This window comes from Vitreoscilla massiliensis (assembly GCF_001457815.1).
Taxonomy (GTDB): Bacteria; Pseudomonadota; Gammaproteobacteria; order Burkholderiales; family Neisseriaceae; genus Vitreoscilla; species Vitreoscilla massiliensis.
In genome coordinates, this window is sequence record NZ_LN898221.1 from 544,539 (window position 1) to 569,941 (window position 25,403).

The following is a 25,403-nucleotide window of genomic DNA, read 5'->3' on the forward strand; positions in this document are numbered from 1 at the left end:
GGAGAACAATATGACTGAAGTCGTAATCGTTGCAGCAAAACGTACCGCAATTGGTAATTTCGGTGGGGGTTTGTCTGGTTTGGTCGCACCTGAGTTGGGCGCGACAGTCATCAAAGCGTTGTTGGAAGAGACCGGCGTTAAAGCCGTGGATGAGGTGATTTTCGGTGAAGTGTTGACCGCTGGTGTGGGTCAAAACCCTGCCCGTCAAGCCGCATTGAAAGCCGGCTTGGGCATCGAAACCCCTTGCCTCATCATCAATCAAGTGTGTGGTTCGGGTTTGAAAGTGACCCATTTGGGTGCGCAAGCAATTAAAGCAGGCGATGCTGACATCATCATCGCTGGTGGCCAAGAGTCTATGTCCAATGCCCCTTACTTGTTGCCACAAGCGCGCAATGGTTACCGCATGGGCGACGGCAAAGTGGTGGATTCCATGGTGGCAGACGGCTTGACCGATGCTTACAACCATTACCACATGGGCATTACCGCGGAAAACATTGCTGACAAATACAGCATCAGCCGCGAAAAACAAGACGAATTGGCTGTGGCTTCACAAAACAAAGCCGAAGCTGCACAAGCCGCTGGCAAATTCAAAGAAGAAATCGTTCCGGTATCGATTCCACAACGCAAGGGCGACCCTGTGGTGGTAGACACCGATGAATTCATCAAAAAAGGCGCGACCATTGAAAGCATCAGCAAACCAAAACCAGCTTTCAAAAAAGACGGTACGGTAACCGCTGCCAATGCTTCAGGCATTAACGATGGCGCGGCGGCAGTGATGTTGATGTCGGCTGAGAAAGCCAAAGAATTGGGCTTGAAACCATTGGCAAAAATCGTGGCTTATGCCTCTGCCGGTGTAGAGCCTGAAATCATGGGCATGGGCCCTGTGCCTGCGGTTAAGAAAACCTTGGAAAAAGCCGGTTGGACTTTGGATCAAGTGGACTTGATTGAAGCGAATGAAGCGTTTGCCGCCCAAGCCTTGGGTGTGGCTGGCGAATTGAAATTCGACATGAACAAAGTCAATGTCAACGGTGGTGCGATTGCCTTGGGTCACCCTATCGGTGCTTCTGGTACACGCATCTTGGTGACTTTATTGCACGAAATGCAACGCCGCGACGCCAAAAAAGGCTTGGCGACTTTGTGTATCGGTGGCGGCATGGGCGTGGCTTTGGCGGTTGAACGCGCTTAAGCTCTACCAAACACTTGTACAAGCGGCCTGTAAAGTTTACAGGCCGCTTTTTTATGCTCTGTGACGCAGTTTTTATGGTGTACCCCAAAATACACTTGCAATGATTTCCTTCCATTGTCGTCATGGCTAGGCTGGATTAACCCACCTCTGGTTTAAAACCAAGGACATCCATGCATTCAGGATTTACCATATCTTGACGCATCAGCGTTGCCACACATCACTGGAGTTGCTGCTGCCCCTTTTACTACGGTGATTACTTTCGCCATAGACTTGCGTTGACCGCTGCTGTACACCAACACCTAATTGCCCAATCACGCACTTGTCATCTACCCAGCGCAAGGAGACAATGACAGCCCCACCTGTCTTAAGCTAACTTTATGCAACACAGCATTGTTTTTATCATCTTAATCGCCGCCGCCATGCACGCCAGTTGGAACATCTTAATCAAGCGCTGTGGTGAACGCATTCCTTTGGCATCGCAATGGGTGGCGATTTACTGCGGCATTATCGCCGCTTGTGTGTTGCCGTTTATGACCATGCCTGCCAGCGCCTCGTGGCCGTATTTACTGGCCAGTGCCGTGTTACAGGCCGCTTATTTCTTTTTATTGGCCTTGGCGTATCGGCATGGCGACTTCAGCGTTGCCTATCCTTTGATGCGCGGTGTGGCACCGATGTTGGTGTTGTTGGTGGCTTATGTCGGCTTGGGTGAGGCCATAGACGCACACAAAATCATCGGTATTGTGTTGATTTGCAGCGGCGTATTGGCCTTGTTGCCGCACGGTCATGCTCTGGGTAAAAGCCAAGCCTATGCGCTTGCCAATGCCGCAGTCATCGCCAGCTACACCTTAATCGACGGCGTGGGTGTGCGCTTATCGCACAGCCCTGTTGCCTATGTGATGCTTACCTTTGTCATTACCGCCCTCATCATTGCTGCGTATTGCCTGTGGCATGAACGCGGCCACATGTTTGTCCACATGGGCTGGCGCGAGCATCGCTTATTGGCCAGCGGCGGTGCGTTGTCTTTGGCATCGTATGCCTTGGCCTTGTGGTCTATGTTGTTTTTGCCCATAGCAGTGGTGTCGGCGCTGCGTGAAACTTCAATCGCGTTTGGCATAGTCTTGGCAGTATGGCTGTTGCACGAACACCTGAGTGTGAAAAAAGCCATCAGTGTGGCCTTCATCGTGTTAGGCGTATTGAGCATACGCTTAACATGGTTTTAAGCGGCCTGTAAGCTGTTTTAATACGCACAGTATCACCGCTCAACAGACAAGGTTACAGTTCACATAGATAAGCAATGGTTTTCAGGCCGCCTCTAATCCATTACCATCGCCTAATCTATTCCTATTGAGGCCAGTCCCAAATGCCTATTCGTGCCATTGTTACCACTGCTTTATTGATGCTGTGCGCTTTTAGCACCGAAGCTGCCGATTTTAAAAATCAAAAACTGGCTTTGCAAGGCAGCGGCATTGATTGCGGTTTAGACTTCAGCACCGATGGCAAAAGCGTAGACCTGTTTTTGCCCACGGGCGAGATGTGTGCACCGCTGATGTCGCTGAGGAGCAAATGGCTGGATGCCAACACCTTATTGTTGGTCGAGAAAACCTCGCATGATGACCTGACACCGCCACGCACCTTTATTTACAAAGTCAAATCGGTACAAGGCCAACGGGTGGTATTGACCGAAATTTGGACAGGCTGGGGAGAACAAGCCGACCAAGACCAAGAGTATTTGCTGGAAGCTCACTGACATATTGCTAGGGATGTTGCTGTATTTAATAGCACTGTGAAATCTAATGAAGCTATCAAAGAAAATGATAAGGACGCATCAGTCCGACTGTCAGTTTGCCCTATTGCGTGCACACTGATGCCAACAACAAAGGCTGGGAAAACCCAGCCTTATCCTTAACACCGTCTTAACAACAACCGCGACTGCCCTTGCCTCCCAAACGCCGCTTCTGACAGTAATCGATGAATTGCTTTTCTGTCATCACCGGCGTGTTGGCATTGTGGCGGCGTTGCTGCGCCACATAGCGCTGATAATCGGGCAGTCCCACCATCAAATGCGTGGTTTCTATCCACAAGCGCCACAAGCGCTTAATGCGATTTAGATGTAACATGGCCTTCTACCTCATTGCGGTTAACAGCAGGCACCTCTTTGGCTGTAGACCAACCAATTTTATACGCTTTCAGGCCGACTTTTAAGCCCCAAAACGCCACCGTCACCACCACCAACAAGAACAAAGCGGTCAAGCCCGAATTCACATAATCGTTGAACACGATTTGCTGCATTTGTGCCATGTCTTTCGCCGGTGCCAATACCTCGCCTTTGGCCGCCGCCGCACTGTATTTGTCCGCGTGAGCCAAGAAACCGATGGCCGGTTTGGAGTGGAAGATTTTTTGCAAACCAGCTGTGGTGGTGACTATCAGCAGCAACACTGCTGGTACCAACGGCACCCACACAAACTTCTCGCGCTTCATCTTAATCAAAATCACCGCCACCGTAATCAAAGCCACACCGGCGAGCATTTGGTTACCGATACCGAACAGCGGCCACAAGGAATTAATGCCACCGAGTGGATCGGTGACACCCACATACAGGAAATAACCCCACAAAGCCACGGCCAAGAACGTGCCTATCAGGTTGGCTGGCAAGGATTCGGTATTGGCAAATGGTTTGATAAAAATGCCGACCAAGTCTTGAATCATAAAGCGGCACACGCGCGTGCCCGCATCCACCGCAGTCAAGATGAACAAGGCTTCAAACAACAAGGCAAAATGGTACCAAAACGCCATCATCTCTTTGCTGCCGATGAATTGGTGCATGATGTGCGCCATGCCCACCGCCAGAGTCGGTGCACCACCAGCACGCGACAAGATGGAATTTTCACCGATGTCGCTGGCCATTTGATTGATGGCATCGGGTGTCACCGCAAAACCCCACTGCGTAATCACTTCGGCCGCATGTGCAGGGTCAGTACCAATCACCGCCGCGGGCGAATTCATGGCAAAGTAAATGCCCGGGTCCAAGGTCGCCGCCGCACACAAAGCCATGATGGCAACAAAACTCTCCATCAACATGCCACCGTAACCGATCATGCGCACATCGGCTTCATTGGAAATCATCTTCGGCGTGGTGCCTGAAGAAATCAAGGCATGGAAGCCCGAAACCGCACCACAGGCAATGGTAATGAACAAGAACGGGAACAAATCACCCGAGAACACTGGGCCAGTGCCATCGACAAACTTGGTCACAGCCGGCATTTCCAAGCTGGGATTGACGATTAAGATGCCTATGGCCAACAACACGATGGTGCCGACTTTCAAGAAAGTCGACAAATAATCGCGCGGCGTTAACAACAGCCACACAGGCAATACCGCAGCGATAAAGCCATAAATAATCAAGGCCCAAGTCAGTTGGATGCCATCCAAGGTGAACATGGGCGCCCATGTTTCACTGCGCGCCACGCTTTCACCAAAGTGTATGGCCAACATCAATAAGATAAAGCCCACAATCGAAATTTCACCGATTTTTCCTGGACGGATGTAACGCGTATAAATGCCCATAAATAAGGCAATCGGGATGGTCATGGCGATGGTAAACGTACCCCACGGGCTGTTAATCAAGGCTTTCACCACGATCAAGGCCAATACCGCCAAGATAATCACCATAATCATCAAAATACCGATGGAGGCAATGATGCCCGGCACCGTGCCCATCTCTTGCTTGATCATGTCACCAAGCGATTTGCCATCGCGCCGCATGGAGATGAACAAGACCATCATGTCTTGCACCGCGCCAGCAAACACCACACCAAAGATGATCCACAGCGTGCCCGGTAAATAACCCATTTGCGCCGCCAATACCGGTCCGACCAACGGGCCCGCACCGGCAATCGCAGCAAAATGGTGACCGAACAACACGCCTTTGTGAGTGGGCACATAGTCCAAACCATCGTTGTGTCGCTCTGCCGGCGTCATGCGCAGCGGATCGAGCTGCATCACGGTTTTGGCGATGTACAAACTGTAGAAGCGGTACGCAATCATGTACACACATACCGCTGCCACAATAATCCACACCGCACTGATGCTCTCACCTCGATTGAGCGCCAATGTGGCAAAGGCCGACACACCAACCACCACCACGATGGCCCATAACAGCCATGTTTTGAGTTGTTGCATTTCTCTTCCTTTTTATTATGAATGAATTTAAACAGTCGTTTGAAAACGCCTGTGGTTTCAATCTAGAACAATCACCGCGGCAGCACAAGGTCAGTGCGATTTAAAGTTAAGATAGGTTAAGCCGAATTTATAGAATAATTTTATGAAGTGAAATTACTGTATCTAAATCATTTGCTTAAAAAGTGAACCTTCATTTTCAAACCACCCATCACATTTCCCAAGCTTGCCATTTTGTACCAAAAATACGCCAAATATATTTTTCTGCCAGATGAAACTGGCTGGCAATCACAGCAAAATTTATACTCAAATACAGTATATATATATGCACTCAAGATGGATTCAGATTTCAAATTCTTACTACACCAAATGCGTCTTCGCGCATTTATATGCTAAAAGTACGTGCAACATCTGATTTGCGGAATAACAAGCGGCCTGTAAACCTTCTAGGCTTACAGGCCGCTATTTTGATTACTCCACCTTATTCACTGGCTTTGATGGCCGCTCCGATGTAGGCAAAAGTCTCTTTTTCACTGCGTTCTACTTCTGGCTCAGGCCAAGTGCTCCATACCACTGCCACGGTTTTCTTGGCAGGGTTGATGTACAGGTATTGGCCGAAAATACCGACGGCGCTGAACGCACCATCGCCATGCTCGGCCGTGGCCTTATCACCTTTCGGCAAAATCCACCACTGTTTGTGGTAGCCCAAATCGTATTCACCATCGTAGAGCTTACCTGGGTACAAATGAGATTCCGGAGACACATCGGCGATGCTGGCCACCCAACCTTGTGGCAACACGCGTTTGCCATTGATGACACCATCGTTCAAGATGAATTGGCCAAAACGGGCATAATCACGCAAAGTGGCACTGAAGCCTGAGCTGGCGATTTCAGTCCCATTGGGTGATTCCAATTGCCAGAACGCTGGCGTTTGCATGCCCAGTGGCCCCCAAATTTTTTCCGACAAATACGCCGATGAGGTTTTACCGGTCGCGCCTTTTAAAATCTCGGCCTGTAAATACGATTCACCAGTGCTGTAATTGAAAGTACTGCCTGCGGGATGGATGCGCTTTAAACCCGCCATCACCGCCACAATGCCGCCCGGTTGTTGCGCCAATTGCGCATTGAACATCTGACGACGGTCAGATTTGGGATCGCGGTAAGTCTCGTTCCATTTCACCCCTGAACTCATGTCCAATACCTGCCCCACGCTCACACCTTCATACGAACTGCCTTTGAGCGCCGGTACATAACGCGTGACCTCATCATTCAAACTGCCAATTTTGCCATCGGCCACGGCCGCGCCGATTAAGGTCGAGGATATGGATTTGGCTATCGAGAACGAGGTCCAACGGCTGTCTGGCGTGTTGCCTTGCGCATAGCGCTCGACCAAGATTTTGCCATCGCGCATTATCAACAAACCCGCCACTTGATTGCGGCGCATAAACACATCGGTATTGATGTCTTTGCCATCGACAGCATAACTCACAGGCAATTCTTCGGCCGATGTACGCAACACCAAAGGCTTGCCGCCTGCAGCCACGCTGCGCGTGGGATACAAAAAATTCATATTGCGGTAAGTCGGTGCCTGTTCTTGCGCCGACAAGCCATACAAATTGTCGGCAGTGCCGATATATGGCTCGGATTGCGGCGGCGGGCTTAAGGCCAAGACAGAAAAAGAACAAGACAACAAGGCAAGGCTGAGCAAAGACGGCTTTAACATAGGGACTCCTACAGAGTGTGTGAACGGTGTGCTGCTTGAATGATGTGCTGCTGTTTTAAGTCTTTTTATAGCTTCAGCATAAACAAATCGGCGCAGCCCGTCTAGGATAGTATTAAAGACCCTGCACAGAGAAAATACTTCAAATAAAAAACCCTGAGCGCAGCTGCGGCTCAGGGCTTTGTGGGCATAAGCTTAAGATTTTAAGGCGCTTGGTGACTGAGGCTTTGCGTTTTGCCAACCAAGTCGATAAACTCAGCGCGCAAGCCAAATGCGTCTTTGCCTTGCGCGCCTTTGGCTAAGCGCAACACATCGTCCCAGCTTTGTTTGCCGACCATGTCACCGCCGCGCAACAGCTGTCCATACGTGGCCACTGCCACGGTAAAACGCGTGTCGCTGCTGGCCCCACTTAAAGGCAAGCTGCCAGTGTTTACAGGCCGGCTTAATAACACACTGCTGGATTTGCTCACTGGTTTGTAGCGCACATTCACCATTGCATACTCATTGGACAAATCGGTCTTGCTCGCCGCTGTTTGGTAACGCGACGGGCTGAGCCAACCTTGTTTGCCTTGCGGCACAAATTCATACAAAGCCGTCACCACATGACCTGCGCCTATGTCACCCGCGTCTTTGTTGTCATTGTTGAAATCCTCTTGCTTGAGCACGCGGTTTTCATAGCCGATTAAGCGGTATTGCGATACCGTGCTCGGATTGAATTCCACTTGGATTTTCACATCAGAAGCTACGGTTGATAATGTCGACGACAATTGCTGTTGCAACACTTTTTTGGCTTCTTTTTCGCTGTCGATGTAGCTGTAATTGCCATCACCCGCATCGGCCAATTGCTCCATCAATTGCTCATTGTAATTGCCTGTACCAAAGCCCAAGGTGGTGAGCGAGATGCCGTTTTTGCGCTGCTCGGCCACACGCCCTTTTAAGGTGGCAAAATCCACCGTCCCCACATTAAAATCACCATCGGTGGCCATCAAAATGCGGTTGATGCCGTCTTTCAATTGGTGCTCTTTGGCGATTTTATACGCTTTTTCCATCGCATCAGCACCAGCAGTGCTGCCGCCTGCTTTGAGTTTGTCTATGGCCGCCAAAATGCTTGGTTTATCGCGCCCAGAAGCGGCCTGTAACACCACCTCAGTGCCCGAAGCATAAGTGACAATGCTGACCTTGTCTTCAGGCCGCAATTGCGCGGTTAATAAACGCAAGGTTTGCTTTACCAAATCCAGTTTGTCAGGGCTGCTCATGGAGCCGGACACATCGACCAAAAACACCAAATTCGCTGGCGGCATCTGCGCTTTCTTTTGTTCTTGCGCTTCCATCACAATGCGCAACAGTTTCGCGTCTTGCAGCCACGGCGAATCGACCACTTCGGTGGCCACGGCAAACGGATGCGGCTTTTGCGCCTGCAATTTGGCATCCAAAGGGAAATAATTGATGAGCTCTTCTACCCGCACCGCATTCACCGGTGGTAAACGCCCTTGATTCAAGAAACGGCGCACATTGGCATACGAACCGGTATCAACATCGGCGCTGAAGGTGGAAATCGGCTCTTTGCTCACCTCCTTAACTGGATTGTCGCTGATGGCGGCATAGCGTTCGGTGTCTTGGATTGGTATTCCCCGATTTGCAGTCAACGGCGCGGGCGCCATGCCTGTTACCCTGCCCATGGCCATAGAACTTGCGCGTGGGCTGGCAGCATAGAGATTTTTTTGCGCAATACTGCCAGACAGCTGTATGCCGTCATGGGCATTCACTTCGGCCATATTCCTCGTTTGATGCTGCGCACACCCCCCTACCAAAGCCAAACCCACCGCCACCACCAGTATTTTCATGCCCATGTCTCGCTCCTGTCCTTAGTTATATAAGTAAAAACATTCCATTTGAATACATACTCTCGCACCAGTCTACCAAAACCTCCGTTTAAACCTCAAGCAATACAGACAATTATCCCGTCAGGGTTTAAAATACGCTACTTTACGCTGAGCCATGCAGCCATATGCTTGCAGCGACACCTTGATTTGCACGTTCCCATACCCAAATGGGCACCCTACCTGATTAGCTAAGAACCCATGTCTTTTGATATCAAACAAACCCTAAGCCGCGACCGCCATTACTTACAACAAGCCCTCAAGCGGCCTGAAAAATTTGGTGGCATCGAGGCGGTACAACAAAAATACCAACGCTCGCACGAGCGCTATTTGGCGCGGCTGGCGACTTTGCCCGTGCCCACTTACAGCGGCGATTTGCCGGTACATGAAAAACTGGCCGAACTCAAAACAGCCATAGACCAACACCAAGTGGTCATCATTGCCGGTGAAACCGGCTCGGGAAAAACTACGCAAATTCCAAAAATCTGTTTGGAACTCGGGCGCGGTGTCGCCGGCTTAATCGGCCATACCCAGCCGCGGCGGTTGGCCGCGCGCGCCGTGGCCGAGCGCATTGCCGAAGAATTGGGCAGCAATATCGGTGAAGCTGTTGGCTATAAAGTGCGCTTCAACGACAAAACCCGGCCTGAAAGCCACATCAAATTGATGACAGACGGCATCATGCTGGCGGAAACGCAAACCGATCGCTATTTGAGCCAATACGACACCATCATCATCGACGAGGCGCACGAACGCAGTCTTAACATTGATTTTTTGCTAGGCTATTTGAAAAACCTGTTGCCGCGCCGCCCCGATTTGAAAGTCATCATCACCTCGGCCACCATAGACTCGGAGCGTTTTGCACAGCATTTCGCCAGCCATGGCAAACCAGCGCCGGTAATCGAAGTTTCAGGCCGCACCTTCCCCATCGAAATGCGTTACCGACCGCTTGGCGACGATGCCAATGAGGACGAAGAAGACATCACCATGATGGACGGCATTGTCGATGCGGTAGATGAATTGTGCCGCTTGGGCGATGGCGATATTTTGGTGTTTCTCGCCGGTGAAAAAGACATACGCGAGGCGGCCGAAGCCTTGCGCAAAGGCAACCGCCGCAATCTGGACATCTTGCCCTTGTTTGCGCGGCTGTCGGCGCAAGAACAACACCGCATTTTCCATCCGAATGGCCAGACGCGCCGTGTGATTTTGGCCACCAACATCGCCGAAACCTCGCTCACCGTGCCGGGCATACGTTTTGTCATCGACACCGGTTTGGCGCGGGTGAAACGCTATTCGGCGCGCGCCAAAGTCGAGCAGCTGCACATTGAAAAAATCTCGCAAGCGGCAGCGCGCCAACGTGCTGGTCGTTGTGGCCGTGTTGCTGCTGGTGTGGCAATCCGATTGTATGCCGAAGACGATTTTAACAGCCGCTCCGAATACACCGACCCTGAAATCCTGCGCTCGAATTTGGCGGCGGTGATTTTGCGCATGGTCAGCCTGCAATTGGGCGATGTGGCGGCGTTTCCATTTTTGCAAGCGCCAGAGCAGCGCTACATCAACGACGGTTTCCAAGTGTTGTTGGAACTCGGTGCGGTAGACGACAACAACCGCCTCACCAAACTGGGCGAGCAAATGGCCAAGCTGCCAGTCGACCCGAAAATTGCGCGCATGTTGCTGGCGGCCAAACGCCTGAACTGTGTGCCGGAAATCCTCATCATCGTGTCGGCCTTGTCGATACAAGACCCGCGCGAGCGCCCGTTTGAAGCGCGCGATGCAGCCGACAAAATGCACGAGCGCTTTAAAGACAAGGAGTCAGACTTCTTGTCCTACCTGTATTTGTGGGAATTTTTTGCACAAACGCGCGCGCAAAAATCGTACAAACAAACAATGCAAGTGTTGCAACAACACTTCTTAAGCATTCCACGCATGCGCGAATGGCGCGAATTGCACCAGCAATTGGAGCAAACCGCGCGCGAATTGGAATTGTTGCCCAAGGCCGGTGAGACCACGGACAAAGTCAGCAGTGTCAAAATCAACAAGCCCAATCCCAAGCTTCAAAAAAACGAGCATGCGGTTGATGACAAAACCCTCAATAAAATGCGCCAACATGGTGGCACCGAGGCCAGTTACGACCAAATCCACCGCGCTTTGCTCACGGGTTTAATCGCCCAAGTCGGCCTGAAAGCACCAGAAAGCCACGAATACCAAGGCGCACGCGGCAGCCGTTTCCATTTGTTCCCAGCATCCAACCTGTTCAAGGCCAAGCCCAAATGGGTGATGGCAGCGGAATTGATGGAAACCTCCAAGCTGTACGCGCGCGATGTGGCCAAAATCAATCCCGAGTGGATAGAATTGGAAGCACCGCATCTGGTGAAAAAACACTATTTTGAGCCGCATTGGTCCAAAGAGCGCGGCGAAGTGTTGGCCTCGGAACGGGTGACATTGTATGGTTTAACGGTGATGCCACGGCGCTTGGTCAGCTATGGCCGCATCGCGCCCGAAGAAGCGCGCGAATTGTTCATCCGCGGTGCGTTGGTCGAGCAGCAAGCGAATTTTCAAGACGCTTTTTTCAAACACAATGCGCGCTTGATTAAAGACATCACCGAGCTGGAACACAAATCGCGCAAGCAAGACGTGTTGGTCGACGACGAAGTCTTGTACGACTTTTACCAGCAGCGCATAGACGCGAACTATGTGCAGGGCAAAAAGACTTACCCCATCGTCGATGCGGCCAGTTTTCATGCGTGGCTGAAGTTACAGGCCGATGATAAGGGCTTGTATTTGAGTCGCGACGATTTGATGCAACACTCGGCCGCGCACATTACCGATGCGCAATTCCCCAAGACTTACAAAACCGCCGATGGCGCGTTCAAGCTGACTTACCGCTTTGAACCGCACCACCCGCTCGACGGCGTCACCATGACCGTGCCCTTGCCGGTGCTCAACCGCCTGGATGAGAAACAATTGGAATGGCTGGTAGCGGGTTTGATACGCGAGAAGCTGCAATTGCTGATTAAGGCGCTGCCCAAACAGGTGCGGCGTGTGTGTGTGCCCGTGCCCGATTTTGTTACCCGCTTCTTAGAGCGCGAACCGAATCAAGCCGAACCGATATTGCCGCAACTGGCGGCGTTTATCGCGCGCGAGTTTGGCGATGTGCGCATCTTGGAACAAATTGATTTTGACGCATGGGCAGCGGCCGAATTGCCGGCGCACTGTTATTTCAATTTCCGCGTCATCGACGATGGTGGCCAAGAATTGGCAATGGGACGCAATTTACTGGCCTTGCAACAACAATTGGGCCATGCCGCCGCCGTCACCTTCAGCGACAATGCCAACGAGTTTGAGCAAGAGAATGTCACCGCTTGGACCATAGGCAAGTTACCCGATTCGATTAAATTCGCGCGCGGCAAACAGCAGCTCACTGGTTATTTGGGCTTGCAAATACAGGCCGACAACAGCATTGCCTTAAAGCTGTTTGACACCGAAGGCGCGGCGGCAGAAGCGCATTTTCACGGTGTGATTGCGTTGATGGCCAAACAGCTGAAAGACCAGTTGAAAGACTTGAACAAAGGCTTGGCCTCGTTCACGCAAGTGGCGATGTTGCTCAAACACTTGGGTGTGGACGCGCTGCGCGACGACATCACCCGCGCTGTGTGTCAACGCGCGTTTATCGGCGACGATGATTTGCCGCGCAACGACAAAGACTTCAAAGAACAAATCAAGCGCGCGCGCAGCCGTTTGCCGGCGGTGAAAGAAGCGCTGAACAAGTATTTGCTTGAAGTGGCGCAAGAATACGCGCCGCTGGTATTGCGTCTGCAAAAACACCCATTAAAACACGTGTTGCAAACACAATTGGATGGCTTGATTTACGCCGGTTTCGCCAGCGCCACGCCGTGGAGCCAATGGCCGCATCTGGCGCGCTATTTGAAGGCGATGAATTTGCGTATGGACAAATACAGCGGCAACCCTGCCCGCGATGCCCAGCGCGAAGCCGACATCCACGCCTTGCAACAACAATGGCAGCAGCGCATGACCGATTTAAGCCGCAGCCACCAAGACATCGGCCATGATTTGAAAATGTTCCACTGGGGCATTGAAGAATTGCGCGTGTCTTTGTTTGCGCAAGAGTTGAAAACGCCGTATCCGGTGTCGGTAAAGCGTTTGCAAAAACAATGGACAGAAATCACACGCGTGGTGTGATACATACGGCCTGTAAACTGCTGTATGGGGTTTACAGGCCGCTTAATATACGCATATCGCATCATAATGGCTAGCTTCTTAATGCGAACGACGCAATGGTATCAATACAGCAGCAGCCATTGAAAACCCTGCGCAGACTTAAGCGATAGCAACACTCAGTGACAGGCAACATCCTACACAACAAGGGGAAAACCATGCCACATTTGGACATTTATTGGGCGACACCAGCGGTGTTTTGGCCAGACTCAGAAGCGTGGTTGGCAGCGCAAAAGCGCGAATTGCAAGCCACCGCCAGCGCAGCGCAAATGGACGTGCACATTCTGTCGCCGATAGACACGGCGCTGGAGCAAAAATGCTGTGTCGATGAATCGATATTTTTAAGCAATGTGGCGATGATACAGCAGGCGGCGTGCGTCATCGCCGATGTGTCGCCGTTTCGCGGCCTCGAGCCCGATGTCGGCACCGCCTTACAAATCGGCATTGCCACACAGATGGGCAAAACAGTGTATTTGTATTCCAAACACGCCGAGCAAAGCTTACAGGCCGCTTACCAAGCACAGATGAACGCAGACGGTTATGTGATGTTCGATGGCAAACCGACGCAAGTGGAAGACTTCGGCCATCCGGTGAATTTGATGTTAATGCACGATATGGACGGCAACACTCGCAAGGTATACACGAGCTTACAGGCCGCTTTTGCGCAGGTATTAAGCGATTTGGGTAAATCTGACTAAAATCATGGGTGGATAGAGAACGTTAAAATATTTAACAAACCCTAGTACTTTATTGTTATTTTGATATGACAATCACAGGTTACTTTTATGAATAAAAATACAGGATGCATGCTGATTACAATAATCAGCATGCTGTTTGGATTGTTGATGATTGGACTCCTATACTTCCTACCTGAAAAACATGTTTATGTGCAAAAAAGCAATCCTCTTCATTCCAATGATTTGATGAATCCGATTTCCAAAATCGCCCCCTCGAAATATCAGATTGAAAGCAAAGCCTTTAAGGTGGTTCAGCCTATGAACTTAGGAGGATCAAATCAGGAGCTATTGATTAAAGTCATTGATTCAAATGATTATTGTTATTTTATCAATGAATATGATAATTATATTTACCCATTGCTATTTGATTCAAAAGCCAACCAGTTTTTTTACAGAGTAAACTATGTCAATTTTCCAGATTTACCCCAAATTAAGTACTTAAAAGTTGGGGTAAAAGAACCTTTATATAATGTGTTATCCACACCAAAATCAATCAATGAACAACGAGTTTGGTTAAAATTGAGAAAATATCGCAAAAAGAAAGACTTAAATTCTTCCGTAGAGGAAATCTGTAGCTTAGCACCCAAAGTTAATATTATTGCTATTGAATATGAAATTCATAATAAAGAGTACAAATATCAGGTTGATGAAAAGTACAATAGCAAATTAATAGAAAAACTAGAGTATGTCTTTGAATAGCTGAGCCTGTAGGCTATTTTGAGTAAACTAGCATTATCACCGATGGGAGCATAAGCGGTCATCGAAGTGTATCGTAAACCCATTCATAACCAAGCTCCAATTTTGAGTCAGTATCGTTAAAACCCGCACCTGCCATGACCTAACACGCCACAAAAATCCTAACCATGTGAATTTAGTGCGTTGGCTCAATACCACGCCACACCATTTCCGTTATGATGGGCATTTCAGCTTTTAGGAGTCACCATGAAAATGTCTGCCACGCTGTCCTTGTTGCTGCTAACAGCCAGCCTCAGCGCTTGTGTGAGCCATCCCACCCAACCAGTCGTGACCTCTACCGAAGAACGCGCAGCCATTGCCCAATACGCACCGCCGCCGGCCGCCAAGCCTTATTTTGAACCGTTACCGCAAACTTCAGCACGCCCACCTGCGCGCAAGAACCAAACCGCGACCAATAAAACCAGCAGCAGCGGCAACGTCATCTTATTGCATCGCCCCCACCGCACTTATTACCGTACGCCGGTGGTGTTGATACGTTAATTTAGCTGAATATGCACAAGAGCTAAGTCAGTCACTCTTGGGCTATAAAAAACCTGTCACATGCATTCATAGACTGTGCGTGCACGATATTGAAACTCATTCAAGCAAGCGGCTTGCACGCTTATAAGCCATACTTGCATGCGCTTTAAAAATTCTAAGTGTTATTCAGTGTGTTTAACATTTAAAGCGGCCTGTAAACGTGTTACAGGCCGCTTTAAACTGTGTAGCAAACGGTCTATGGCCTCGTTAATTTAGATGACTTCATCCAAAGTTGGTGGTGATACTTTGCTATCTGAGTGTTGATTTCTCACCTGTGCACATCATTGCACTAATAGACAAATGTGCCGCAAATAATCAGATTGATTCTCCCAATGAGCATTGATTTGAGGTGAACTTGCCGTTTCAATTTTCCTTAACCACATTTGCTCTTTTGACCTTCTCAAATCCAAGCTCTGTCCTCACTGCGCTTATGGAGCCATTGATAAAAATCAGAATAAACATCCAATAAAACAAAAATAAAGTAGGGAATGCAATATAACGAAGACCCGTCCCACTTAAATTCATGCACCACACAGAAAAGACTCTGTTCGGACAAGTCGCACTGTGTGTCGGCACGATAAATACCAACCAAATGACAGGCAACCATATCAGAACAAGCGCAAATACTTGTAATATCAATGATTTTTTATTGATATGAAAATTGTCTTTCTTGGTCATTTCAAAAAAAGGGGCGTAAATAAATTTTCTTCCAAAAAACAAAGATATGCATGTCACCAAAACTAGAATAAGCTGATAAAACTCTGTGAGACTTAAGAATTGCTCACTTATAACCAAAGTATTCTTTGAATGAGTAGATTGACTAATTTGATTAATTTTTTCTAACTCGATGATTTTTTCTGTAGCGCTTAATTTTGTATCTGTAGTAATGTATTCCGTTAAATAAGGTATAGAATCTTGCCAAATTTTAAATTCAGAGTGCGAGTATCCATAGTAAATATCAGCTAAGAATATTTGATAAATTGAGCTCATCAATTGAAAAAATGACTCTGCTGTTTGTGGTGACATAGAAATAGCTAATACAAAATTCAACACTATTATGAGTAATGAATTACCAATCCAGAAAACCAAATACTGTCCTCCATCAATTGGGTTTCCTTTATTCAGCGGTTTTTGATGTTTCATCCTCCATTTAATTTCAATGAAATACACCATGACCATGCAAGTTATCAACACAACACCCATCTAAGCATTTCCCCTTATGTAATCAAGCGTGTGATTTCTATTCAAGTGTACCAATAAGCGGCCTGTAAAATATTACAGGCCGCTTATTTCATCATTCCAGCCTATCTCACCTCAAGCCCATTTACCTGTCAGTTGCATGGCGATGGCTTTTTTCAGCGGCGGCAAGCCATTGCTCAGGCGCAATACCGCATGGCGCAATAGTTTCGCCGGTGGCGCATCATTGGTGAACAGCGACACCATCGCGTGGGTGCCGTGATACAGCGGACGGGTACGCAACATGTGTTTCATTTCATACCATTGCAATAAAGACGGTGCGGCGATGTCTTGCTGTTTGGCCGCCGCTTGTTGCAGCAATTCGGCCAAGCTGCAGGCGCTTTCCAGACCGAGATTGAAGCCGTGCGCGGTAACAGGGTGCATGCCCACGGCGGCATCGCCGATTAAAGCGCCGCGTTTGGCCTGAAAGCGACGCGCGTGCACGCCGACCAATGGGTATTGGTGCACCTCGCTCACCACGCGCATGTGTCCCAAACGCAAGTTCAATTGCCGTTCGATGTCACGCGCCAATTCCGCTGGCGACAAAGCCAATAAACGTTTGGCTGCTTGGTGATCGGCCGTGACCACGCAATTGGTTAAGTGGGTTTGCAAAGGCAATAAGGCCAAGGTGCGGCCATAATGAAAACACTCAAACGCAGTGTGTTCATTGCTGAGTTCATGCTCGGTGCGAAACACCAACACGGTGCGGCCATAATCGTGGCTGTCAGCAGAAATGCCCAACTGGTGGCGGGTATTGGAAAAACGGCTGTCGGCGGCGATGACCAAGCGCGTGTGAATGTGGCGGCCATCGCTCAGTGCTACGGTCGCCTCACCATCGTCGACTTGGATGTGCTCTACGCTCACGCCCGTCATCCAAGCAACATTGGCCACCGGTTCGGCCTCATTGAAAGCGGCCTGACGAATGTTGTGATTGGACACCAAAAAGCCCAATTGCTCGGCGATTAATCCCGCCTCGGCCTTGGGCTGTGGGAAATGCAAGGTAAAATCAGACGCGCCACTGACCACTTTGGCATCGCGCAATGGGTAGATTTCGCCTTCGGGCAGGTGTTGCCACAAGCCATATTGCTGCATCAGCGCTTGTGAGCGGTGGGTTAAGGCGATTTCGCGGCCATCGTACGCCGGTTTGGCGATAGTGGCATACGATTGCCGTTCCACCACCGCCACATTCAAACCGCTGCCTGACAATGCCCGCACCAAACTCAAACCCGCTGGCCCTGCGCCCACCACCACGATGTCTGTTTGCATATTCTGTCCTTGCCCATTCCTGCCGATTGAAAGCCTCAGCTTAATACGGCACTGCCTAAGCTGCACAAAAAACAGCGCATTTTTTGGCTTGCATCAACACTCGCTTGCCGACTAACCACCTTCATACCGATAATCGACCGCCAATCCACAGCAAAGAAACCATCGCAACAGCATTGCTACAAGGTGTTGCCAAAACCGGCTCTAAACCAGAAGGAAATGCCCATGCATTTTGTCTGTGCCACCGATGTGTTTGAACCGCCAGCGCAAGTGCAGCAAGCCTTGCAACAACATGGTCAAGACATGCAAAACCTATGGGGCAAAGATACAAGCGGCCTGTAAACCGATGCACATTCAATTCCGCCATAACACAGTTTTACCCAGCAAGTTGCGGCACATAAACAGGAATTTCTAAAGCAAAACTGCTATAATGCTCGGTTCCGTATCAACAGACACCCACATCATGAATGATTACATCCGCATACGCGGCGCCCGTACTCACAATTTAAAAAACATCGATTTGGACATCCCCCGTCACCAATTGGTGGTGATTACCGGCTTGTCTGGCAGTGGTAAATCTTCGCTGGCGTTTGACACGTTGTATGCCGAAGGACAGCGCCGTTATGTGGAAAGTTTGTCGGCGTATGCGCGCCAATTCTTGCAGATGATGGACAAACCAGATGTGGACTTGATTGAAGGCTTGTCGCCAGCGATTTCCATAGAACAAAAATCCACTTCGCACAATCCGCGTTCTACCGTTGGCACCGTCACCGAGATACACGATTATTTGCGTTTGCTGTTTGCGCGCGTGGGCACACCGCATTGCCCCGACCACGACATTCCTTTGTCCAGCCAAACCGTGTCACAAATGGTCGACAGCGTGCTCGCCCTGCCTGAAGACACCAAAATCATGATTTTGGCGCCTGCGGTGTCGGGTCGCAAAGGCGAATTTGTGGAATTGTTCAACGATTTGCGCGTGCAAGGTTTCACGCGCGTGCGCATCGACGGCGAGACTTACTCGCTCGACGACGAATTGCCGGCCTTAAACAAAAATCAAAAACACCACATCGATGTGGTGATAGACCGCATCAAAGTGCGCCCCGACATGCAACAGCGTTTAGCCGAGAGTTTTGAAACCGCGCTGCGACACGGTGGCGATCGCGCCTTGGCCTTGGAAATGGACAGCAATGTTGAGCATTGGTATTCGGCCAAATTCGCCTGCCCACAATGCTCGTACAGCTTGATGGAATTAGAACCGCGTCTGTTCAGTTTCAACAATCCTGTCGGTGCTTGCCCCACTTGCGATGGCTTGGGCACGATGACGTATTTCGACGAAGAAGCAGTGGTCATCCATCCTGAGCTGTCTTTGGCCGCCGGTGCGATTAAAGGCTGGGACAAACGCAATCAGTTTTACTACCAAATGATTGTGTCTTTGGCCGCACACTACGGCTTTGATTTGAACACCGCATGGGAAGAACTGCCACGCGACACCCAAAAAGTGGTGTTGTATGGTTCGGGCAAAGAAGTGATTGAATTTCGCTATTTAAACGACAAAGGCACAACGTTCAATCGCAGCCATGCGTTTGAAGGCATCATCCCCAATTTGGAACGCCGCTACCGCGAAACCGATTCGCCAACGGTGCGCGAAGAATTGGCCAAATACCAAAGCTTCCGCCCGTGCACGGCTTGCGGCGGTGCGCGTTTGCGCAAAGAAGCGCGTTTTGTGTATGTGGGCGGTGAAAATCTGCACCACATCAGCGCTTGGCCTTTGTCCAAGGCAATGGCGTTTTTTGAAGGCCTGAATCTCGGTGGCAACAAGCAACACATTGCCGAAAAAGTGTTGAAAGAAATCACCGACCGCTTGGGCTTCCTCATCAATGTCGGCCTGAATTATTTGTGTTTGGCGCGTTCGGCCGAAACCCTGTCCGGCGGCGAAGCACAGCGCATCCGTTTGGCCAGCCAAATCGGTTCGGGTTTGACCGGCGTGATGTATGTGCTGGACGAGCCGTCCATCGGTTTGCACCAACGCGATAACGACAGATTGCTTGGCACGCTGAAACACTTGCGCGACTTGGGCAACAGCGTCATCGTGGTTGAACACGATGAAGACGCCATCCGCCATGCCGATTACGTGGTCGATATGGGCCCTGGCGCCGGCGAATTGGGCGGTGCGGTCTTGATTGCGGGCACACCTGAAGCCGTTGCCGCCTGCCCTGAATCGGTTACAGGCCGCTATTTAAGCGGTGTTGAAGCGATTAAATTGCCGCACACCCGTACTGCACGTGACGATGAGCGTTTGTTGGTATTGAGCGGCGCATCGGGCAACAATTTGAAAAACGTCACCTTGGAATTGCCGCTGGGCTTGATTACCTGCATCACCGGCGTGTCTGGTAGTGGCAAATCAACGCTGATTAACGACACCTTGGCCAAAATCGCCGCGCGCGATTTGAACCGCGCCACCAAAGACGAGCCATCACCATATACCGACATCACCGGCATGGAGCAGCTTGACAAAGTCATCAATGTCGACCAAAGCCCCATCGGCCGCACGCCGCGCTCGAATCCAGCCACTTACACCGGCATATTCACACCGATACGCGAATTGTATGCCGGCGTACCTTTGTCGCGCGAACGCGGTTACAGCGTTGGCCGTTTCTCGTTCAACGTCAAAGGCGGCCGCTGCGAAGCCTGCCAAGGCGATGGCGTATTGAAAGTGGAAATGCACTTCTTACCCGATGTGTATGTGCCGTGTGAAGTCTGTCATGGCAAGCGTTACAACCGCGAAACCTTGGAAGTGCAATACAAAGGCAAGAACATCAGCGAAGTGTTAGACATGACGGTGGCTGAAGCCTACCACTTCTTTGAAGCCGTACCGACCTTGGCGCGCAAGCTGCAAACGCTGATGGATGTGGGTTTGAGCTATGTGCGTTTGGGTCAAAGCGCGACCACGCTATCTGGCGGTGAGGCGCAGCGGGTGAAATTGGCGCTGGAATTGTCCAAACGCGATACCGGCCGCACGCTGTACATCTTGGACGAACCGACCACCGGTTTGCATTTCGCCGACATCGCCTTATTGCTGGAAGTGATACAGCGCCTCAAAGGCAAAGGCAACAGCATCGTCATCATCGAGCACAATTTGGATGTGATTAAAACCGCCGATTACATCATCGATTTGGGCCCAGAAGGTGGCGACGGCGGCGGCCGCATCATCGCCCAAGGCACGCCTGAGCAAGTGGCTCAAACAGCAGGCTCTTACACCGGTACATACTTGGCCACGGTATTGGCGGCCAGCCAAACGGCTGTCGCTACTGAATAGGGCTACTGCTAACACACGCACTTGTTTGAATAGCTTACAGGCCGCTTTAAGCGGCCTGTAAGTGTTTGCAAAGGTCAATAACACAATAATACGAACACAACTCAAGTGACAGTTAAACTCAATTCAAACGTGGCATTGATATCTGTTACCTGTGTTTGTTCACCCATTTCGTGCATGTGACAAAGCTGTGTGATTGCTGTAGCAACTGCTCGTTCTACTGCTTACAGGCCGCATTAAGCGGCCTGTAAATATTGGCGAGACTCATAACAACACTTATCAAACCTGCTCAAATCACAGTAGGATTGAATAGCAACACTCCACACCTAACTGAACACTCTCGTTTGTCCATAGGCTTCACTCACTGACTTGCTGGCTGCGCTCCCGAGGCCGGGTTCTGCTGCATTGCTTGCGCTTCGGCTTTCAGTTGTTGCAACTGCGCTTCCAATTTCTGCACTTCGGCGTCCATATCCGAGGCCACGGCATCGCTGGCTTTGGGCGCTCTGACCATGCTGTCGCTTGGAAACGGGCCTAACACAAATTCAAACGGCGCCACTTGCGGATTGTCGAGGAGTTTGATACTCAGTTTGTCGGTGTCTTGTAAACGCAGCGGCATTTCGGCCTTGTCATTGGCATCGGACACCAAAATTTGCGTGCCGATTTGCCCTGCTTCATACACCCGTGGCGGGTCTTGGTCGTATTGCACTTGCAGGCGGCATAACATGGTTTGGTCGCGATGACACCACACGGTTTTACCGCCATCGCGGTTGGCCAACATTGGCAACGCATCCTCACCCATCAGCATCAACACCATATTCGGTTGGTTTTGTGCCACCGCATACACCACCTTGCTATCGCCTTCTTGCTCAATATGCCAACCGGGCGTGGTTTGCATGTTTTCTATCTCATAGCCGTTCAATGTGTTTTTCACTTCTTTGAACATCGAATAGCCCCACCACGAAATCAAGCCCAACACCAACAAACCCAAAACCATGACAATCAGAAATGCCATCAAACAGCCGCGGCCAGACGATTTTTTGCCGCCGTGCTTGATTTTCAACCTGTGCTTGGGCGCGGCAGTGGTTTTGATTTTTTTGCGGCCGCTGGTTGCATGGCTGGCAGATGTGGAGGTTGCTGGGTTGGGATTATTGGCTTGGTTAGCTGGATTGGTTTGATTGCTTGGTGCCGATGCTGGTGATTCAAGCCTAGTATTGACCGGAACTGCTTGCTTATTATCGGTATGCGGCACTGGTGCCGACGATGGCATCGTCGCAGCATCGACAGGCGCCGCGTTCATAGCGGGCAAGTCTTGCGCAGCTTCGGCAAAAAACGCCGCATCGTGTGCGCGCAATTGCGCATCGTATTGGGCACGCACAGCGGGATTGAGCAGCCATTCTTCGGCTTTGTCCAAAACTTGGCTGTTGAGGTCGGCCTGTAAACGCCGCGCCTGTATGGCTGCCGCGATGGCCTGTGCATCGGCATGGGCCGCCAAACCCAATAATTGGTACAGATTGACCATGTGTGTCCCCAGTGTGCTGATGGGCTCAGTATACTGAATGTGTACGCCATTTGAATAGTTAACCCAGTGTTTGACCAAGTGCGGCCTGTAAACGCGCTCTGTGACTCTCTATTCGCACCCATACAAAACTTACAGGCCGCACCCACGCCACAGCCATCAATTTTAGAATGAAAATAATTATCATCTGTATTAGAATGGCGGCCTCTGTTGAATTTCGATTGAATACGCACGACTATGCCGCAATTAAATACCCCACTCCGTCCTATTGCCTTGCTGTTGCTGGGCTTGTCCAGTTTTGCCCATGCTGCCGAGGCTGACAGCGATGCCGATACCGAGTTGTCGGCGATTACCGTCACTGCCAATCAAAGTCCTAGCCAAGTCGGCACTGACAAAATCCATGTGCGCCAAGCCGACAGCATCCGCGATGTGTTGCGCGACATTCCCGGTGTGTATGTGGGCGGCACCAATAATATGAATCAGCAAATCCAAGTGCGCGGCGTCGGTGAAAGCGGCCTGAACATCAGCATAGACGGCGCACGCCAATTGGGCACCATCTTCCACCACAATGGCCGCACCCTCATCGATGCCGATTTGCTCAAACGCGTGAACGTCGATGTCGGCAGCCATTCGGTAACGAGTGGCATGGGCGCTTTGGGCGGTGCGGTGCAATTCACCACCGTCAGTGCCACCGACATGTTGCAAGACGGTGCGGCGTTTGGCGGCAAAGTCAAATCCAGCTACGCCACCAACAATAACCAATGGCAGAACTCAGTGATGCTGTATGGCAAGCCAGTAGACAGCTTGGATGTGCTGGGCTATGTCAATTACAAATCCATGAATTTGGGCGAGTCGGGCGATGGCCGTCCTTTGGGTGGCGATGGCAAGGAAGTCGATTACTTGGTCAAAGCCGGTTGGCAAATCACACCGAATCAAAAAATCACCGTCTCGGCCGAACGCAATGATTTAAGTGGCCTGTATCCTGCGCGTTTGGAGTTTCCGCACAATGATTTGCCCGGCAGCCAATACGTGCCTTTAATCCATCAAACCTACCAGCGCGACACCCAAACCTTGGGCTACGAATACGCACCGGGCAATGATTGGATAGACTTATCGGCCAAAATCTACCGCAGCAAAACCATGTTGGACAATGGCAAAGACCATGCGCGCTTTGTCAACAATCAGTGGCTAAACTGGTTGGCCAAATTGGAAATTGAAACCGTCGGTGCCACCTTGAAGAACACCTCTCATTTCGATACCGGTCGCGCCAACCACGCATTGAACATAGGCTATGAATTTTACGATACTGACAATAGCAAAACCGATGCGCGCACCGGCCAATACAGCCAAGGCGAAAGCGGTCGTCTGCACTCACTGTATGTAGAAGACAAAATTGCCGTCGGCAATTTCAGCCTTACCCCAGGTCTTCGCTACGACCATTACACCTTAGAAAACCCCAGCACAGGCGAAAAAACCTACGACCGCTACAGCAAAGCCTTGGAAGCGGCCTACCAATTCGACAGCGGCTTCAAAGCCTATGTGGCTTACGCCGATTTGTTCCGCGCGCCCGACACCATGAACGCGATGTTCTTGTCTTATGCCAATAACACCAATTTGAATGACTTGCAGCCAGAAACCGGCCATACCAGCGAAATCGGCTTGAGCTATAACCGCAGCGGCTTATTGGGCGACGATGAATTGAACTTGCAAACCAAGTTATTCCGCAGCGATTACGACAATATTATTGCCGTGTCTGGCCCGCAAAACCGCTTGAGCCGCAAAAACATCGGTTCAGGCCGCATAGATGGTTTTGAAGCCAGCGCGCAATATCGCTATCAAAATTTGCGTGCAAACGTGGGCTTTAGTAAATCAGACATTGATTTATATGATATTGACCCTGCTAACAAAGAACCAGGTAACAACACCGCTATTGGCCGTAATATGGGCGCAAAATGGAATCTGTCTTTGGCTTATGATTGGACCGGCACCGGCATCAGCGCGCAATGGGACAGCGTGTTCCAACGCCGCTACACCAGCCACAATGTGGAAAAACCCGGCTATGGCGTCAGCGACATCAGTGTGCACTGGAAACCGCAATCGGGCAGTTTGAAAGGTTTGAAAACCAGTTTCGGTGTTTACAATGTGTTTGACAAATTCTATGTTTCTCAAAGCGCGCGCCAACAAAGTCTTCAAGTACCTATTCCAGATTATGAAATGGGTCGCAATGTCAAAGCGACGGTGGCTTACCGTTTCTAAGCCCTTGTTTGGCAGTTGATTTAGCACAATACAGGCCGCATCAACGCGGCCTGTACTCATTTTAACGCCGATTTTATCTAGGCTAGGTGCATAAGCTGAGTTATAATGATAACGATTATTAATTAGTCACGCTTGCCCTAGCTGGTGGGTGTGGCTCAACGAGCACAAGACATGACAACACTGGGACTGCCCCAATGGTTTTTGTGGGCCAGCGCTTCCGCCGTATTTGCCGCCCTCACCGCCATTTTTGCCAAACTGGGCCTGAAAAACATCGATTCTGATTACGCTACCTTTATCCGCACCGTGGTGATTTTGGTTGCTTTGGCGTGTTTCTTAAGCTATACCGGCAAATGGCAAGATCCCAGTGCCTTATCCGCGCAAAACTGGACGTTTTTGGTGTTGTCCGGTTTGGCCACCGGCGCGTCTTGGTTGGCCTACTTCAAGGCTTTGCAAATCGGCGATGCCTCACAAGTGGCACCGGTCGACAAATTCAGCGTGGTCTTGGTCACGGTGTTTGCGGTGTTGTTCTTAGCTGAGCGCCCGTCTATGCGCGAATGGTTGGGCATAGGTTTGATTTCGCTGGGCGTGCTCACGCTGGCATGGCGACGCTGA

At 50.4% G+C, this 25,403-nt stretch carries 17 protein-coding genes; 10 read left to right on the plus strand and 7 right to left on the minus strand.

The annotated features are described in order from the left end of the window. Positions 1 to 10: 10 nt before the first annotated feature. The 3 genes from BN3003_RS14265 (at position 11) to BN3003_RS14275 (ending at position 2,933) form a co-directional block, all read left to right on the plus strand. Positions 11 to 1,186: an acetyl-CoA C-acetyltransferase gene (locus tag BN3003_RS14265; protein WP_058357315.1), complete on the plus strand. Its 1,176-nt coding sequence runs from the start codon at positions 11 to 13 to the stop codon at positions 1,184 to 1,186. A gap of 377 nt (positions 1,187 to 1,563) precedes the next feature. Then, a complete protein-coding gene (locus BN3003_RS14270) occupies positions 1,564 to 2,406 on the plus strand; it encodes an SMR family transporter (protein ID WP_058357316.1) in 843 nt (280 codons plus the stop codon). 140 nt (positions 2,407 to 2,546) lie between these two features. Next, the gene (locus BN3003_RS14275; RefSeq protein ID WP_058357317.1) at positions 2,547 to 2,933 is read left to right on the plus strand and encodes a hypothetical protein; all 387 of its coding nucleotides are present in this window, start codon (positions 2,547 to 2,549) and stop codon (positions 2,931 to 2,933) included. Positions 2,934 to 3,099: 166 nt separating this feature from the next. On the opposite strand, the gene BN3003_RS14280 is transcribed toward BN3003_RS14275, so the two are convergent. From BN3003_RS14280 to BN3003_RS14295, 4 genes are all read right to left on the minus strand, one after another. Beyond that, a complete protein-coding gene (locus tag BN3003_RS14280) occupies positions 3,100 to 3,303 on the minus strand; it encodes a YbdD/YjiX family protein (protein WP_058357318.1) in 204 nt (67 codons plus the stop codon). Continuing rightward, positions 3,281 to 5,365 carry a carbon starvation CstA family protein gene (locus BN3003_RS14285; protein WP_058357319.1) on the minus strand — a complete coding sequence of 695 codons (2,085 nt, stop codon included), beginning with the start codon at positions 5,363 to 5,365 and terminating at the stop codon, positions 3,281 to 3,283. Before BN3003_RS14285 ends, BN3003_RS14280 begins: the two co-directional genes overlap by 23 nt. 478 nt (positions 5,366 to 5,843) lie before the next feature. After that, a complete protein-coding gene (locus tag BN3003_RS14290) occupies positions 5,844 to 7,085 on the minus strand; it encodes a serine hydrolase domain-containing protein (RefSeq protein WP_058357320.1) in 1,242 nt (413 codons plus the stop codon). 200 nt (positions 7,086 to 7,285) lie between these two features. After that, entirely contained in the window at positions 7,286 to 8,932 is a 1,647-nt protein-coding gene (locus tag BN3003_RS14295; RefSeq protein WP_058357321.1) for a vWA domain-containing protein, read from the minus strand. 231 nt (positions 8,933 to 9,163) lie between these two features. On the opposite strand from BN3003_RS14295, the gene hrpA reads away from it, so the two are divergent. From hrpA to BN3003_RS14315, 4 genes are all read left to right on the plus strand, one after another. Then, entirely contained in the window at positions 9,164 to 13,159 is a 3,996-nt protein-coding gene (gene hrpA, locus BN3003_RS14300) for an ATP-dependent RNA helicase HrpA (protein WP_058357322.1), read from the plus strand. A gap of 194 nt (positions 13,160 to 13,353) precedes the next feature. Beyond that, positions 13,354 to 13,893: a nucleoside 2-deoxyribosyltransferase gene (locus BN3003_RS14305; protein ID WP_058357323.1), complete on the plus strand. Its 540-nt coding sequence runs from the start codon at positions 13,354 to 13,356 to the stop codon at positions 13,891 to 13,893. An 87-nt stretch (positions 13,894 to 13,980) separates the two neighbouring features. Further along, the gene (locus BN3003_RS14310) at positions 13,981 to 14,631 is read left to right on the plus strand and encodes a hypothetical protein (RefSeq protein ID WP_147645448.1); all 651 of its coding nucleotides are present in this window, start codon (positions 13,981 to 13,983) and stop codon (positions 14,629 to 14,631) included. Positions 14,632 to 14,874: 243 nt separating this feature from the next. Beyond that, complete coding sequence (locus tag BN3003_RS14315; protein WP_058357325.1) at positions 14,875 to 15,168, plus strand: hypothetical protein; 294 nt, start codon at positions 14,875 to 14,877, stop codon at positions 15,166 to 15,168. Between the two features lie 402 nt (positions 15,169 to 15,570). On the opposite strand, the gene BN3003_RS14320 is transcribed toward BN3003_RS14315, so the two are convergent. Both BN3003_RS14320 and ubiM read right to left on the minus strand, forming a co-directional pair. Then, positions 15,571 to 16,410 carry a hypothetical protein gene (locus tag BN3003_RS14320; protein ID WP_058357326.1) on the minus strand — a complete coding sequence of 280 codons (840 nt, stop codon included), beginning with the start codon at positions 16,408 to 16,410 and terminating at the stop codon, positions 15,571 to 15,573. 111 nt (positions 16,411 to 16,521) lie between these two features. Next, a complete protein-coding gene (gene ubiM, locus BN3003_RS14325; protein WP_058357327.1) occupies positions 16,522 to 17,709 on the minus strand; it encodes a 5-demethoxyubiquinol-8 5-hydroxylase UbiM in 1,188 nt (395 codons plus the stop codon). 460 nt (positions 17,710 to 18,169) lie between these two features. On the opposite strand from ubiM, the gene uvrA reads away from it, so the two are divergent. Beyond that, positions 18,170 to 21,022, plus strand: coding sequence for an excinuclease ABC subunit UvrA (uvrA, locus tag BN3003_RS14330; protein ID WP_082625741.1), 2,853 nt, complete (start codon positions 18,170 to 18,172; stop codon positions 21,020 to 21,022). Between the two features lie 358 nt (positions 21,023 to 21,380). Here the strand turns inward: uvrA and BN3003_RS14335 are convergent, their stop codons facing one another. Continuing rightward, on the minus strand, positions 21,381 to 22,538 hold the full coding sequence (locus tag BN3003_RS14335) for a hypothetical protein (protein WP_058357328.1): 1,158 nt from the start codon (positions 22,536 to 22,538) through the stop codon (positions 21,381 to 21,383). Positions 22,539 to 22,772: 234 nt separating this feature from the next. Here BN3003_RS14335 and BN3003_RS14340 point away from each other — a divergent pair, with 234 nt between their 5' ends. After that, a complete protein-coding gene (locus tag BN3003_RS14340; RefSeq protein ID WP_058357329.1) occupies positions 22,773 to 24,791 on the plus strand; it encodes a TonB-dependent receptor domain-containing protein in 2,019 nt (672 codons plus the stop codon). 171 nt (positions 24,792 to 24,962) lie between these two features. Beyond that, positions 24,963 to 25,403 (plus strand): EamA family transporter, encoded by a 441-nt coding sequence (locus BN3003_RS14345; RefSeq protein WP_058357330.1) that lies wholly within the window; start codon positions 24,963 to 24,965, stop codon positions 25,401 to 25,403.